A 13,861-nucleotide genomic window follows, 5' to 3' on the forward strand; every position below is an offset into this window, starting at 1 on the left:
GCCGGGGCCGACGTCCGCGGGTGGTGTGTCCTGGGATCAGCCGCCGATGGCCCGTACGCCAGCGGTCACCACGACGGCGGCGGCGATGATCACCAGGAAGGGCGCGCGCAGCAGCAGCGCGACCGCCGCCGCGACGAGCCCCGCCGCCCTGGCGTCCAGCACCAGCTGGCCGTCGGCGGAGAAGGTCTGCTGTGCGGTGAGCGCGGCGAGCAGCGCGACGGGCAGCAGCGCGGCCAGTCGCTTGACCAGCGGGCGTTCCACCATGCCCGCTGGCACCAGCAGGCCCAGCAGTTTCACGGCGTAGCAGCCGACCGCGGTGACCGCGATCGCGATCCAGACGGTCACCGCCCCGCCCCTTCCGTGGTCGTGCGACGGCCCCGCGCGATGAGCACGACGGGCGCCGCGAGCGCGGCCACCAGCACCGGCGCCCCGGCGGGCAGGACGGGCAGCAGGCCGAGGCCGAGGAGTACGGCGAGCGCGGCGACGGCCCGCTCGGTCGCGGTCCGCAGCATGGGCGCGAGCAGGGCGAGGAACGTCGCGGGCCCCGCGGCGTCGAGTCCCCACGCCTCGGTGTCGCCGATGGCCTCGGCGCCCAGGGCGCCCAGCAGCGTGGTGAGGTTCCACAGCACGTACAGGGTCAGCCCGGTGACGGCGAAGCCGATGCGCCTGGCCCGTCGGGTGGGCTGGGCGAGCGTGACCGCGGTGGTCTCGTCGATGACCCAGTGCGCGCCGAAGGGGCGTACCCAGCGCGGCAGCGCGAGCAGCTGCGACAGGCGCAGGCCGTAGAACGCGTTGCGCACGCCGAGGAAGAAGGCGCCCGCGGCGGCGGTGACCGGGTTGCCGCCGCCCGCCAGCGCGCCGACGAGCGCGAACTGCGAGGCGCCGGTGAAGACCAGCAGGCTGAGCGCGCAGGCCTGTGTCAGGCTCAGGCCGTTGCCGACCGCGGTGACGCCGAAGGCGAACCCGGACAGGCCGACGGCGACGCCGACGCCGAGCGAGTCCCGGACGACGGCGGAGTCCGGTTTGCCCACGTCAGCCGGTGCGGCTGGCTCACTCGCCTCCCGAGGCCCGGCCTCGGGGGGTATCACTACGGGTGTTGTTGGTTGTTCTGCCACGCGGGTGACGCTACGTGACTCTCGGCGGCCTGGTCTTGTACGTTTCTGCGCCCTCGCTGGTACGCCCCCGGAGGCACCCCGACGATCCGCGTGAAGTGCCGGTTGAGGTGCGGCTGGTCGGTGAACCCGACGGCGGCTGCCGCCCGCGCGGGGGCGGTGCCCGCGTCCAGGAGCCCGCGGGCGCGCCGTACTCGGGCGTCGGTGAGCCAGGTGTGCGGCGGCATTCCGTACGCCGCCTTGAAGGCGCGCAGCAGCGCGAAGGGGCTGGTGCCGAGGTCCTGGGCCAGCCGTGTCAGCGACGGCGGGTCGGCCATCCGCTCCTCCAGGACGGCTCGCGCGCGTGCCGCGTCGCGTGCTCCGGCGGAGAGGGGGCGGCGCGCGGTGAGCCGGCCTCCGTGGCTGCGCAGCATCCGCGCCGTGACCAGTCGCAGCAGGCTGTCGGCCGCCAGCGCGTTGCCCTGCTCGGCGGCTCGGTGTACGGCGACGACCAGCCGGGCCGCGTAGGGGTCGTCCACGACGGGGGCGGTGAAGGCCACCGAGCCGCGCAGTGTCGTGGCGTCGGCGGCGATCGACCGCACCAGGTCGGCGGCCGGGTAGAGCGTGCGGTAGGTCCAGCCCTCGGGGACGGCCGCGTGCCCGGTGTGCGGGGTGTCGGGGTTCACCAGGGCCAGCTGGCCGGGTGCCGCGCGCACCAGTTCGTCGCGGTAGTGGAACGCCTCGGCTCCTTCGGTGACCGCGGCGAAGACGAAGGTCTCGTGTGTGTGCCGGGCGAACGTCTTGTGGATGTAGCGGGCGTGCAGCAGGTCCACTCCGGGCAGGTCGGGGTACTGCCAGTACCGTGCCCGCTCGCCTGCCGCCATGCGCCCATTGTGTGTCACGGGGCCGGGTGCCGCGCCACTGGATTCCTTCGGCGCCCCTGAGTTTGTGCAGGTCCGGGCGATTGTCAGTGGCGCGGTGCACGATGGGGACCATGACCGGGAAAGCTCTCGACTCGTTCTCCCCCGCGACTCGCGGCTGGTTCGCGGGGGCCTTCTCCGCGCCCACGGCCGCCCAGGAAGGGGCCTGGCGGGCGATCGGCGAGGGTTCGGACGTCCTGGTCGTGGCCCCGACCGGTTCCGGCAAGACCCTGGCCGCCTTCCTCTCCGCGCTTGACTCGCTCGCGAGCACGCCGCCGCCCGCGGACCCCAAGAACCGCTGCCGGGTGCTGTATGTCTCCCCGCTCAAGGCCCTCGCGGTCGATGTGGAGCGCAATCTGCGCTCCCCGCTGACGGGCATCCGGCAGGAGTCCGTGCGCCTGGGGCTGCCGGAGCCCGATGTGCGGGTCGGTATCCGCTCCGGGGACACTCCGGCCGCCGAGCGGCGCTCGCTGGCGACCAGGCCGCCGGACATCCTGATCACCACCCCCGAGTCGCTGTTCCTGATGCTCACATCGGCCGCCCGCGAGGCCCTGACCGGCGTCGAGACGGTGATCCTGGACGAGGTGCACGCGGTGGCGGGCACCAAGCGCGGGGCGCACCTGGCGCTGTCCCTGGAGCGCCTGGACGAGCTGCTGCCGCGTCCCGCGCGCCGGATCGGCCTGTCGGCGACGGTGCGTCCGGTGGACGAGGTGGCGCGGTATCTCTCGCCGCGGCGCCGGGTGGAGATCGTCCAGCCTCCCTCGGGCAAGGAGTTCGACCTGTCGGTGGTCGTCCCCGTGGAGGACCTGGGCGAGCTGGGTGGTTCACCGGCCGCCGACTCCGGTCAGGACGAGGGCGAACGGCCTTCCATCTGGCCGCACGTCGAGGAGAAGATCGCCGACCTGGTCCAGGCGCACCGTTCCACGATCGTGTTCGCCAACTCCCGGCGCCTCGCGGAGCGGTTGTGCAACCGCCTCAACGAGATCGCCTACGAGCGGGCGACGGGGGAGCCGCTCCCCGAAGCCCACTCGCCCGCCGAGCTGATGGCCGAGTCGGGTGCGGCCAAGGGCGCCCCGCCGGTCCTGGCCCGTGCGCACCACGGCTCGGTCTCCAAGGAGCAGCGCGCCCAGGTCGAGGAGGACCTCAAGGCGGGGCGTCTCCCGGCCGTCGTGGCCACCTCCAGCCTGGAGCTGGGCATCGACATGGGCGCCGTGGATCTGGTGGTGCAGGTCGAGTCGCCTCCTTCGGTGGCTTCCGGGCTCCAGCGCGTCGGCCGGGCCGGGCATCAGGTGGGCGCGGTCTCCACGGGCGTGGTCTTCCCCAAGTACCGGGGCGACCTGGTGCAGGCCGCGGTGGTCACCGAGCGGATGCGCACCGGCGGCATCGAGTCCCTCCGGGTTCCCGCCAACCCGTTGGACGTCCTGGCTCAGCAGCTCGTGGCGATGGTCGCGCTGGACAGCTGGCAGGTGGACGATCTGCTGGCGGTGGCCCGCAGGGCGGCGCCCTTCGCCACCCTCCCGGAGTCCGCGTTCCACACCGTCCTGGACATGCTCGCGGGCCGCTATCCGTCCGACGCCTTCGCCGAGTTGCGCCCGCGCGTGGTGTGGGACCGCGTCGCCGGTACGGTCACCGGGCGTCCCGGAGCGCAGCGCCTCGCCGTCACCTCGGGCGGCACGATTCCGGACCGCGGGCTTTTCGGGGTGTTCCTCGCGGGGGCCGATCCGAAGAAGGGGGGCGGCCGGGTCGGGGAGCTGGACGAGGAGATGGTCTACGAGTCCCGAGTCGGCGATGTCTTCACCCTGGGAACCAGCTCCTGGCGTATCGAGGACATCACCCGTGACCGCGTCCTGGTCTCCCCCGCGCCCGGTGTCCCCGGACGGCTGCCGTTCTGGAAGGGCGACCAGCTGGGCCGGCCGCTCGAACTGGGCCGCGCGCTGGGCGCGTTCCTGCGTGAGGTCGGCGGCCTGGCCGCTGAGGACGCCCGGCTGCGGCTGACGGACGCGGGCCTGGACGCCTGGGCCGCGGACAACGTCCTGGCGTATCTCGCCGAGCAGCGCGCGGCCTGCGGCCATGTGCCGGACGACCGGACCATCGTGGTGGAGCGCTTCCGCGACGAGCTGGGCGACTGGCGCGTCGTCGTGCACTCCCCTTTCGGGGCCCAGGTGCACGCCCCCTGGGCGCTGGCCCTGGGCGCCAGGCTCACCGAGCGGTACGGCATGGACGCGCAGGTGTTGCACGCCGACGACGGCCTGGTGCTGCGGCTCCCCGACGCCGATCTGCTGGGCCTGGACCTGCTGGACCAGGAGCCGTCGGAGCCCGGCCCGGAGTATGACGCGGAGCAGGCTCCGGTGGGCGCCGCCGACGTCGCCTTCGATCAGGGCGAGGTGCAGCAGCTGGTCACCGATCAGGTGGGCGGCTCGGCCCTGTTCGCCTCCCGGTTCCGCGAATGCGCCGCCCGTGCGCTGCTGTTGCCGCGCCGCAGCCCCGGCAAGCGCACGCCGCTGTGGCAGCAGCGTCAGCGCGCCTCGCAGCTCCTTGAGGTGGCGAGCGAGTTCGGCTCGTTCCCGATCGTCCTGGAGGCGGTGCGCGAGTGTCTCCAGGACGTCTTCGACGTACCGGGGCTCACGGAGCTCATGGGCGACATCGAGGCCCGCCGTGTCCGCCTGGTCGAGGTGACCACACCGGAGCCGTCGCCGTTCGCCCGCTCGCTGCTGTTCGGCTATGTCGCGCAGTTCCTCTACGAGGGTGACTCACCGCTCGCCGAGCGCCGTGCCGCGGCCCTCTCGCTGGACTCGCGTCTGCTGGCCGAGCTGCTCGGCCAGGCCGAGTTGCGCGAGCTCCTGGACGCCGATGTGCTCACCGAGCTGGAGCGCGAGCTGCAGTGGCGCACCGACGACCGGCGCGTCAAGGACGCCGAGGGCGTCGCCGACCTGCTGCGGCTGCTCGGCCCGCTCACCAAGGAGGAGCTGGCCGAGCGGGGCGCCGAGCCGGACTGGGCCGGTCAGCTCGCCGCGGCCCGCCGCGCCATCCGGGTCCGGATCGCGGGGGCCGACCACTGGGCGGCGATCGAGGACGCGGGACGCCTGCGCGACGCGCTCGGCACGGCACTTCCCGTGGGGGTGCCGGAAGCGTTCACCGAGCCCGTCAAGGACCCCCTCGGCGACCTGCTCGCCCGCTACGCGCGCACGCACGGCCCGTTCACCTCGGCCGCCGCCGCTACCCGCTTCGGCCTCGGCACGGCCGTCACCGAGGGCGTGCTACAGCGCCTGGCAGCCAACGGCCGTGTCGTCCAAGGGGAGTTCCACCCGGCGGGCATCGGCCAGGAGTGGTGTGACTCCGCCGTGCTCCGCAGGCTGCGCCGCCGCTCCCTGGCCGCCCTGCGCCAGGAGTTGGAGCCGGTGCCGCCCGCCGCGCTCGCCGGGTTCCTGCCCCAGTGGCAGCACCTGGGCGGGCACGGGCTGCGGGGCGTCGACGGACTGGTCCGCGCCGTCGAGCAGTTGCAGGGCGCCGCGGTCCCCGCGTCGGCGCTCGAGAAGCTCGTCCTGCCCTCGCGTGTCCAGGACTACACCCCCGCCCTGCTGGACGAACTCACCACCACCGGAGAGGTGGTGTGGGCGGGGGCCGGGGCGCTGCCCGGCAAGGACGGCTGGCTGTCGCTGTATCTGGCCGACTCCGCGCCCTTGTTGCTGCCCGAGCCCCACCCGCTGGAACTCACCGCGCTCCACCAGTCCGTCCTGGACGCCCTCTCGGGCGGTTACGGCCTGTTCTTCCGCCAGATCACCGATCAGGTACGCGCCACCACCCACCCCGACGCCACCGACGCCCAGCTGGCCGACGCCCTCTGGGACCTGGCGTGGTCCGGGCGGCTCACCAACGACACCCTCGCCCCCATGCGCTCGTTGCTCGGCTCGGGGCGTACGGCGGGCTCCACCGCCCACCGCGCCCGACGCCCTGTCCCCCGAGGCCGGTACGGCTCCCTCACCGGCGCCGCCCGCCCGGCGTCGCGCAGCGGTCCGCCCACCGTCGCGGGCCGCTGGTCGCTGCTCCCGGCCCGCGAACCCGACCCCACGCTGCGCGCCCACGCCCGAGCTCGTACGCTCCTGGACCGGCACGGCGTCGTCACCCGAGGCGCGGTCGCCGCGGAAGGCGTCGAGGGCGGCTTCGCGGCGACGTACCGCGTCCTGTCCGCCTTCGAGGACAGCGGTCAGGCCCGGCGCGGCTATGTCGTCGAGGGTCTCGGCGCGGCCCAGTTCGCGATGGACGGCGCGGTGGACCGGCTGCGGGCAGCGTCGAACGCCCTGGATCGCGGCGACAGCCCCGAGGGCCCGCGGGCCACAGTCCTCGCGGCGGCCGACCCGGCGAACGCCTACGGCGCGGCGCTCCCCTGGCCGGATCCCCCCGCGCAGGCCGGGCATAAACCCGGCCGCAAGGCCGGTTCGCTGGTCGTCCTGGTCGACGGCGTCCTGGCGCTGTACATGGAGCGCGGCGGCAAGACCCTGCTCGCCTGGCCCGCCGACCCCGAGGACCCGGCCGCGGCGGACGACGCCCGGCTCCATCGCGCCACCGAGGCGCTGGCGTCCGCGGCCCGCGCGAGCGCCCTCGGCACGACGGTCACCGTGGAGCGCGTCAACGGCGCCCCCGCCCTGACCTCGCCGCTGGGCCGCCTGCTGGAGTCCGCGGGCTTCCACGCCACGCCGCGCGGCCTGCGCATACGCGCGTGACGTGGGACGCGCGGGACGTGCAGGACGTCCAGGACGCGCGGGCATCCGGGGCGCGGTGCGTGTCACCCTGGCCCCATGCCCGAGGGAGACACCGTCCACCAGGCCGCCCGGCGTCTGAGCAGCGCGCTCGCGGGCCGGGTCCTGACCCGCTCGGACCTGCGCGTACCCCGGTACGCCACGGCCGACCTCACCGGCCGGACCGTCCGGGACGTCACCGCACGCGGCAAGCACCTCCTCGCCCGCGTCGAGGGCGGCCTCACCCTGCACTCGCATCTGCGGATGGACGGCGCCTGGAAGGTCTACGCCTCCGGGGAGCGCTGGAGCGGCGGCCCCGCCCACCAGATCCGCGCGATCCTCGGCACCCATGAGCACACCGCCGTCGGCTACCGCCTCCCCGTCCTGGAACTGCTCCGCACTCAGGACGAGGCGAAGGCCGTAGGCCATCTCGGCCCGGATCTCCTGGGCCCTGACTGGGACCCGCGAACCGCCCTGCGCAACCTCCTCCAAGACCCCGCGCGCCCGCTCGGCGAGGCCCTGCTCGACCAGCGCAACCTCGCGGGCATCGGCAATGTGTACAAGTCCGAGCTGTGTTTCCTCGCCGCCGCCACTCCCTGGCTCCCCGTCGGCGAGCTCCCGGCGGCCACCGCCGAACGGCTGGTCACCACCGCCAAACGGCTCCTCGAAGCCAATCGTGACCGCCCCGCCCGCAGCACCACGGGCCGCCGTGACCCCCGCCTGTACGTCTACGGGCGCGCGCCCCGCCCCTGCCTGCGCTGCGGCGCCCCCGTCCGCTCGGCGAACCAGGGCGACGGCTCCCGCGAACGCCCCACCTACTGGTGCCCTCGCTGCCAGCCCGGCCCCACCCCGTAACCCCACCCCGTAACCCCGCACCGCGCCTGCACCCGCACCTGCGCCCGCTCCCGACCCCGATCCCTCACCGGCGATTGACGCTCTGTCAGGAGAGCTCGTACGGTCCGGTCATGCCCGTCACGGCGTACGACCTCACCGGCCGCACCGCGTTCCTCACCGGCGCCGCAAGCGGCATAGGCCGCGCGAGCGCCATACTCCTCGCCCAAGCGGGCGCCACCGTGCACTGCGCCGACCGCGACGAGGTCGGCCTGCACGAGACCGCCACCACGATCAGAGCCGCGGGCGGCACGGCGCACACCCACCCCCTGGACGTCACCGACCGCGCCCAGCTCAAGGCCGCGCTCCACCGCCCTAAGCGGCTGGACATCCTGGCGGCGATCGCGGGCGTCATGCACAGCAGCCCAGTCCTGGAGACCGACGACGCGGACGTCGACCGCGTCTTCGCGGTCAATTTCAAGGGCATCCTGTACGCCTGCCAGGAGGCGGCCCGCCTGATGATCGCCGCCGGAACCCGAGGCAGCATCGTCACCATGGCCTCCGGAGCCGTCGACACCGGCGGCCCCGGTCTGCTCTGCTACGGCGCGTCCAAGGCCGCCGTCGTCCAGCTCACCAAGACCCTGGCCGCCGAGATCGGCCCGCACGGCATCCGCGTCAACGCCGTCGCCCCCGGCTGGGTCCGGACCCCCATGACCGAGCGGCACAACAACGACGAGGCCCAGTCCCACACGGCGGCCCTGATGTCCCGCATGGCACCGCTGGGCCGGGTCGGCGAGCCCGAAGACGTCGCGCACACCGTGCTGCACCTGGCATCCGACGCCGCGTCGTTCACGACGGGCCAGATCCTCCGCCCGAACGGCGGCGTCGCCATGCCCTGGTAGTCGCCTTCGGCGCACAGTGCACCGGCAGCAGACTCAGCCCCCATCCCCCCGCCGCGACCGCCCCCTCCAGCACCCCCGCCCGCTCGGGCGCCACCGCCAGCCGCAGCACGGCCCACCACCACACCGCCCCCAGCCCCAGGGCGACCGGCACGGCCAGCGCCCTGGGTATGGACCACCTCCGTCCGCCGCACGTCGCCATGGACAGCCTCCTCCGGCCACGCTAGAGCCACGCGATCACCCAGCGGGAGGGCGCACAGGAGGCACCGGAAGCACCGGGGGCGTCCGAGGCCCACACAGGGCGCGACACAGCGTGCGACACAGCGCGCGACACAGGACACACGCGCACACGGGTCACACGGCGCGCCCAGCCGTCCTCGACCGCGCGCAGCCGCGCCCCACCCCGCTCACCCGTTCTCGGCCTGGAACATCCAGTGATGCTTCTCAAGATCGGCGGTGATCCCGATGAAGATGTCCTGGCTCACCGGGTCCGCGTCTCCGGTCGCCCCCACCCGCTCCCGCATCCGCGTGATCACCGCACCCAGCGCGTCGACCAGGACCCGCACCGCGTCCGCGTCCTTGACCCAGCCCCCGGACACCGCTCCGATGCCGCTGCTCCCCGCCACCGTCGCCGCCCGCCCGTCCGGCGAGACCCCGAGCGTCGAGGCCCGTTCGGCGACCGTGTCCGAGTGCAGCCGCGCCGTGTCCACGACCTCGTCCAGCTGCAGGTGCACGGAGCGAAAGCGCGGTCCGACCACGTTCCAGTGGATCTGCTTGGCCACCAGCGAAAGGTCCACCAGGTCCACCAGAGCGCCTTGCAGCGCCTCGGAGACCGTCTTCAGATCCGCGTCGGGGAGCGGGCTCTTCACAACGTACATACGGGTTCCTCCAGCCGTCCGCACTTCCCCGAGTACCCACCAACCATGACATAGCCCACAAAAAACGACATGCGAAAACCCCGGCCGGGATCACCCCGGCCGGGGTTCGGACACACTCGCGGTTCGTCAGGCCGCGACGACGTCGACCGCCTCGGCGGGTGCCTTGATCGTCACGCGTTCTGGTGGGACGCCCGTCACGGACACCGCGTTGAGCATGGGGCGCACCCCGGCGGGAACGGCCTCGCGCACCGGCTCGGCCGCAGCCGAAGCGGCCAGTTCGGCAAGCGAGAGCTCGTCGCTCACTTCACGCATGAGCTCGGACATCCGTACGTCAAGCGCGTCGCAGATCGCGGAAAGCAGCTCGGAGGAAGCCTCCTTCTGCCCCCGCTCCACCTCGGAGAGATAGCCGAGTGAGACTCGGGCAGACGAGGAGACTTCGCGCAGAGTACGGCCCTGGCGTTGGCGCTGCCGACGCAGCACGTCACCCAGCAGGCGACGGAGCAGAATCATCGGTGGCTCCCTCCTCGGACCGTGTAACCGCATCCTTCATGCACCACCGTACCGCCTCGCGACGCGGCCGTGCGGGGAGCGATGTCGTGTTCACTCAGGGCTGCAAACATCAAATCCCCCCGTGTTGTTCCGTATCCTGTGCCCCCGCATTCGCGATCAGTTCGCTCGACGGCCTGGTCAGTTGGCCTCTGAGCAGCTCCAGCACGCTCCGTACACTCTCTCTACGGATTTCCGCTCGACTGCCTTTCAACCGCAGCTGGACGACTTTCCCACCCACCGGACCACCGGAACCAGCCACTCCGCGCACCGTCCCGGCCATTTTGGCCTCGGGGTCGGCGGACAGGTTCTGTGCTTCTCCGGGGCCCGGCGGAGCGCCGGGCCCCGGAGAAGCACAGGACCCCGGCCCGGCCACGGCGACGTAGACCGTACCGACCGGTTGCCCGTCCTGGGGCTCGGGCCCGGCGACGCCGGTGGTCGCGATCCCCCAGTCCGCCCCGAGCGCCCGGCGTACGCCCTCGGCCATCTGCCGGGCGACCTCGGGATCCACCGCTCCGCGTTCGGCCAGAAGGGTGCCGTCGACCCCGAGCAGCCGCCCCTTGAGCTCGGTCGCGTACGCCGTCACCGACCCGCGGAAGCACCTGGACGCACCGGCCACCCCGGTGAGCTCCGCCGCGACGAGACCGCCGGTCAGCGACTCGGCGACGGCGAGCGTCTCGCCCCGCCCGGCCAGCAGCCCCAGCACCTCGGCGGCGCTCGGGTCCGTGGCGCCCCCGGTGGCGTCGGGCCGGTCGGAGCCGGTGGCGCCGGGTCGGCCGGGAACGGAAGAGTTCACGCCGACCGCTCCGCCGCCCGCCCGCGCCGCCGCAGCACCACGGCCTGCCGCACATAGTCCAGCCCGGTGCCCACGGTCAGCACCACGGCCACCGCCATCACCCAGAACCGAATGGTGGCCAGCGGCCCGGTCAGCGCCAGGATGTACATCCCGACCGCGATGCCCTGCGACAGGGTCTTCAGCTTCCCGCCCCGGCTGGCCGGGATGACGCCGTACCGGATCACCCAGAACCGCATCAGCGTGATCCCGAGCTCCCGCCCGAGGATCACCCCGGTCACCCACCAGGGCAGGTCGCCGAGCCAGGACAGACAGATCAGCGCGGCCCCCATGATCGCCTTGTCGGCGATCGGGTCCGCGATCTTCCCGAAGTCGGTGACCAGGTTGTACGTACGGGCCAGATGCCCGTCGAACAGGTCGGTGATCATGGCCACCGCGAACGCCGCCCAGGCGAAGGAGCGCCACGCGGGGTCATACCCGCCCGCCGCCAGCATCAGCATCACGAAGCCCGGCACGAGCAGCAGCCGCACCATGGTGAGGATATTGGCGATGTTCCACAGGCTGGCCTGGTTGACGGCCGCGGTGCCCAGCTTGCCGCCGCCGGCCGCGGGCTTGCGCCCGGTACCGCCCGCCGCGGACGCGGGGACTCCGGTCATCTGCCCGCCTCCTCGACGCCTTCCAGCGGTTCGGCCACCAGGTCGACGCCTTCCGTGCCGACCACCTTCGCCTCGACCATACGACCGACAGTCAACCCCCGGCTCGTGGTGAACACCACCTGCCCGTCGGTCTCCGGCGCCTGGTGGGCGGCGCGGCCGACCGCGCCGTCCGCGCCGTCGACCGACTCGACCAGCACCCGCACGGTCTCGCCGATCCGCTCCTCGGCCCGCTGCGCGGTCAGCTCCTCCGCGAGCCGCGAGACGCGGGCGAGACGCTCGGCGACCACGTCCTCGTCCAGCTTGTGCTCGTACGTCGCCGCCTCCGTGCCGTCCTCGTCGGAGTAGCCGAAGACGCCGATGGCGTCCAGCCGCGCCCCGGTGAGGAACCGCTCCAGCTCGGCGACGTCGTCCTCGCTCTCGCCGGGGAAGCCGACGATGAAGTTGGACCGCACACCGGCCTGCGGGGCCTTGGCGCGGATCTGGTCGAGGAGCTCCAGGAACCGGTCGGTGTCGCCGAAGCGGCGCATCGCCCGCAGCACGCCGGGCGCGGAGTGCTGGAAGGACAGGTCGAAGTAGGGCGCGACGTTCGGCGTGGAGGTCAGGGCGTCGATGAGTCCGGGCCGCATCTCGGCGGGCTGCAGGTAGCTGACCCGTACCCGCTCAAGACCGTCGATCTCGGCGAGCTCGGGCAGCAGCGTCTCCAGGAGCCGGATGTCGCCGAGGTCCTTGCCGTACGAGGTGTTGTTCTCGGAGACCAGCATGATCTCCGAGACGCCCTGCTCGGCGAGCCAGCGCGCCTCGTTCAGCACGTCGCTCGGCCGCCGCGAGATGAAGGACCCGCGGAAGGACGGGATGGCGCAGAAGGAGCAGCGCCGGTCGCAGCCGGAGGCCAGCTTCACGGAGGCGACCGGTGCGGTGCCGATCCGGCGGCGCAGCGGCGCGCGCGGTCCGGAGGCCGGGGCGAGGCCGTCCGGCAGGTCGGCGGGCTGGTCGGTGGGCTGGCTCGCGGGTTCCTGGGCGTGTCCTGGCAGCGCCACGTCGGCGGCGTCCTGGCGCTCGGCAGGGCTGATCGGCAGCAGCTTGCGCCGGTCGCGCGGGGTGTGGGCGGCGTGGATGCCGCCGCTGAGGATGGTCTGCAGGCGGTCGGAGATGTCGGTGTAGTCGTCGAAGCCGAGCACGCCGTCGGCCTCGGGCAGCGCCTCGGCGAGCTCCTTGCCGTACCGCTCGGCCATGCAGCCGACGGCGACCACGGCCTGGGTCTGGCCGTGGTCCTTGAGGTCGTTGGCTTCGAGCAGGGCGTCGACGGAGTCCTTCTTGGCCGCTTCGACGAATCCGCAGGTGTTGACGACGGCGACATCCGCGTCCGCGGCGTCCTCGACGAGCTGCCAGCCGTCCGCCTCCAAGCGGCCTGCGAGCTCCTCCGAGTCCACCTCGTTACGGGCGCAGCCAAGAGTGACGAGAGCGACGGTACGGCGTTCAGGCATGGGGTCAAGCGTACGTGCTCAATCGCCCGTCCCCTGCCGCGAGGGCCCCGAGCCGTTCCGGGGGTATGTCACAACCCGCCTGACGGCCCGCGTCCGGTCAGCCGACTCCGGCGTCGCCGCGCGGGTCGTCCTTGGTGTAGGAGAGCCGCTCGACCGCGCCCGGCTCGAACTCGTCCTTGATCTCCTTGCCGTTCACAAAGAGCTTGACCGCGCCCGCCTTGCCCAGGACGAGGTCGATCTGCTCCTTGGCCGTGAACGACTTGGAGTCGCCCTTCTCCAGGATGCCGTCGAACATCAGCCTGCCGCTGCCGTCGTGGGCCGAGATCCAGCTGCGGTCGTCCACGGCGCTCACCAGCACGGTGACCTTGTCCTTGGAGACGCCCGCGATCGCGCTCTCGGTCGGGTCCGGCTTGGGGTCGGCCGGCTTGGTCTGGGTGGGTGACGGCTGGGCCTTCGGCGACGGCGAGCTGCCGGCGACCGGGTCCTTGGCGCCGGGCCCGTCGTCCTCCCCGCTGAACAGGGTGAAGCCCACGAACCCGACCACGGCGACGATGGCCGCGACCATGGCCGCGGTCCAGTTGGGACGACGTCGTTCCGGCCTGATCCGCTCGGCCTCGAACAGCGGTGCGGCCGGGGTCGGGGCGGGGCGTCCGCCGTGCTCGTCCTCGTACTGGGCCACCAGCGGGGCGGGATCCAGGCCGACGGCGCGCGCCAGCGTCCTGATGTGTCCGCGGGCGTAGACGTCGCCGCCGCAGCGCGAGAAGTCGTCCTGTTCGATCGCGTGCACGATCGGGGTGCGCACCCGAGTGGACGCGCTGACTTCGTCGACGGTCAGCCCGGCGTCGATACGCGCGCGCTGGAGCGTGCGGCCCACCGAGGGGCGTTCTTCTTCGGCCACGGTTTCTTCTTCGACCAGGGGTTCGACGTCGACCGAGTGGTCGGCCGTAATCGCGGGGTCAGCCGAACGCTCGACCGAAGGACGGTCCTCTTCAGGGGAGTTGCCGATGGACACGGGGGCGCCTTTCGA

General features: G+C 73.1%; 13 protein-coding genes. 3 read left to right on the plus strand and 10 right to left on the minus strand.

Going from position 1 to position 13,861, the window contains the following annotated elements; genetic code table 11:
* Positions 1–36: 36 nt before the first annotated feature.
* From ACX6XY_RS01230 to ACX6XY_RS01240, 3 genes are read right to left on the minus strand one after another with little or no spacing between them, the layout of a single operon-like run.
* Positions 37–345 carry an AzlD domain-containing protein gene (locus ACX6XY_RS01230; protein WP_460325290.1) on the minus strand — a complete coding sequence of 103 codons (309 nt, stop codon included), beginning with the start codon at positions 343–345 and terminating at the stop codon, positions 37–39.
* Entirely contained in the window at positions 342–1,085 is a 744-nt protein-coding gene (locus ACX6XY_RS01235; protein ID WP_460325336.1) for an AzlC family ABC transporter permease, read from the minus strand. The genes ACX6XY_RS01230 and ACX6XY_RS01235 overlap by 4 nt, the downstream gene beginning before the upstream one ends.
* Before the next feature lie 2 nt (positions 1,086–1,087).
* Positions 1,088–1,975 (minus strand): AraC family transcriptional regulator, encoded by an 888-nt coding sequence (locus ACX6XY_RS01240; protein WP_460325292.1) that lies wholly within the window; start codon positions 1,973–1,975, stop codon positions 1,088–1,090.
* A 110-nt stretch (positions 1,976–2,085) separates the two neighbouring features.
* Here ACX6XY_RS01240 and ACX6XY_RS01245 point away from each other — a divergent pair, with 110 nt between their 5' ends.
* The 3 genes from ACX6XY_RS01245 to ACX6XY_RS01255 all read left to right on the plus strand — a co-directional run bounded on the left by ACX6XY_RS01245 (position 2,086) and on the right by ACX6XY_RS01255 (position 8,480).
* A complete protein-coding gene (locus ACX6XY_RS01245) occupies positions 2,086–6,732 on the plus strand; it encodes an ATP-dependent helicase (protein ID WP_460325294.1) in 4,647 nt (1,548 codons plus the stop codon).
* A gap of 75 nt (positions 6,733–6,807) precedes the next feature.
* Positions 6,808–7,602 (plus strand): Fpg/Nei family DNA glycosylase, encoded by a 795-nt coding sequence (locus tag ACX6XY_RS01250; protein WP_460325296.1) that lies wholly within the window; start codon positions 6,808–6,810, stop codon positions 7,600–7,602.
* Positions 7,603–7,712: 110 nt separating this feature from the next.
* Positions 7,713–8,480 carry an SDR family NAD(P)-dependent oxidoreductase gene (locus ACX6XY_RS01255; RefSeq protein WP_460325298.1) on the plus strand — a complete coding sequence of 256 codons (768 nt, stop codon included), beginning with the start codon at positions 7,713–7,715 and terminating at the stop codon, positions 8,478–8,480.
* Here ACX6XY_RS01255 and ACX6XY_RS01260 read toward each other — a convergent pair.
* The 7 genes from ACX6XY_RS01260 to ACX6XY_RS01290 form a co-directional block, all read right to left on the minus strand.
* Positions 8,428–8,679: a hypothetical protein gene (locus ACX6XY_RS01260; RefSeq protein ID WP_460325300.1), complete on the minus strand. Its 252-nt coding sequence runs from the start codon at positions 8,677–8,679 to the stop codon at positions 8,428–8,430. The two genes, ACX6XY_RS01255 and ACX6XY_RS01260, sit on opposite strands and share 53 nt — an antisense overlap.
* A 205-nt stretch (positions 8,680–8,884) precedes the next feature.
* On the minus strand, positions 8,885–9,355 hold the full coding sequence (locus ACX6XY_RS01265; RefSeq protein ID WP_460325302.1) for a Dps family protein: 471 nt from the start codon (positions 9,353–9,355) through the stop codon (positions 8,885–8,887).
* 126 nt (positions 9,356–9,481) lie between these two features.
* Positions 9,482–9,865 (minus strand): helix-turn-helix domain-containing protein, encoded by a 384-nt coding sequence (locus ACX6XY_RS01270; protein WP_460325304.1) that lies wholly within the window; start codon positions 9,863–9,865, stop codon positions 9,482–9,484.
* Between the two features lie 109 nt (positions 9,866–9,974).
* Positions 9,975–10,607, minus strand: a complete 633-nt coding sequence (locus ACX6XY_RS01275; RefSeq protein ID WP_460325338.1) for a CinA family protein — start codon at positions 10,605–10,607, stop codon at positions 9,975–9,977.
* An 86-nt stretch (positions 10,608–10,693) separates the two neighbouring features.
* Positions 10,694–11,350, minus strand: coding sequence for a CDP-diacylglycerol--glycerol-3-phosphate 3-phosphatidyltransferase (pgsA, locus tag ACX6XY_RS01280; RefSeq protein ID WP_460325306.1), 657 nt, complete (start codon positions 11,348–11,350; stop codon positions 10,694–10,696).
* Positions 11,347–12,834: a 30S ribosomal protein S12 methylthiotransferase RimO gene (gene rimO, locus ACX6XY_RS01285; RefSeq protein WP_460325308.1), complete on the minus strand. Its 1,488-nt coding sequence runs from the start codon at positions 12,832–12,834 to the stop codon at positions 11,347–11,349. The genes pgsA and rimO overlap by 4 nt, the downstream gene beginning before the upstream one ends.
* 97 nt (positions 12,835–12,931) lie before the next feature.
* The gene (locus ACX6XY_RS01290; protein WP_460325310.1) at positions 12,932–13,846 is read right to left on the minus strand and encodes a helix-turn-helix domain-containing protein; all 915 of its coding nucleotides are present in this window, start codon (positions 13,844–13,846) and stop codon (positions 12,932–12,934) included.
* Between the last annotated feature and the right edge of the window lie 15 nt (positions 13,847–13,861).

The sequence above is a fragment of the Streptomyces sp. O3 genome, from assembly GCF_054788135.1.

Bases quoted from the DNA above. Each gene is read 5' to 3' on its own strand.
- ACX6XY_RS01270 (WP_460325304.1), bottom strand. From the start codon at position 9,865: ATGATTCTGCTCCGTCGCCTGCTGGGTGACGTGCTGCGTCGGCAGCGC.
- ACX6XY_RS01265 (WP_460325302.1), bottom strand. From the start codon at position 9,355: ATGTACGTTGTGAAGAGCCCGCTCCCCGACGCGGATCTGAAGACGGTC.
- rimO (WP_460325308.1), bottom strand. From the start codon at position 12,834: ATGCCTGAACGCCGTACCGTCGCTCTCGTCACTCTTGGCTGCGCCCGT.
- ACX6XY_RS01240 (WP_460325292.1), bottom strand. From the start codon at position 1,975: ATGGCGGCAGGCGAGCGGGCACGGTACTGGCAGTACCCCGACCTGCCC.
- ACX6XY_RS01250 (WP_460325296.1), top strand. From the start codon at position 6,808: ATGCCCGAGGGAGACACCGTCCACCAGGCCGCCCGGCGTCTGAGCAGC.
- ACX6XY_RS01260 (WP_460325300.1), bottom strand. From the start codon at position 8,679: ATGGCGACGTGCGGCGGACGGAGGTGGTCCATACCCAGGGCGCTGGCC.
- ACX6XY_RS01255 (WP_460325298.1), top strand. From the start codon at position 7,713: ATGCCCGTCACGGCGTACGACCTCACCGGCCGCACCGCGTTCCTCACC.
- ACX6XY_RS01245 (WP_460325294.1), top strand. From the start codon at position 2,086: ATGACCGGGAAAGCTCTCGACTCGTTCTCCCCCGCGACTCGCGGCTGG.
- pgsA (WP_460325306.1), bottom strand. From the start codon at position 11,350: ATGACCGGAGTCCCCGCGTCCGCGGCGGGCGGTACCGGGCGCAAGCCC.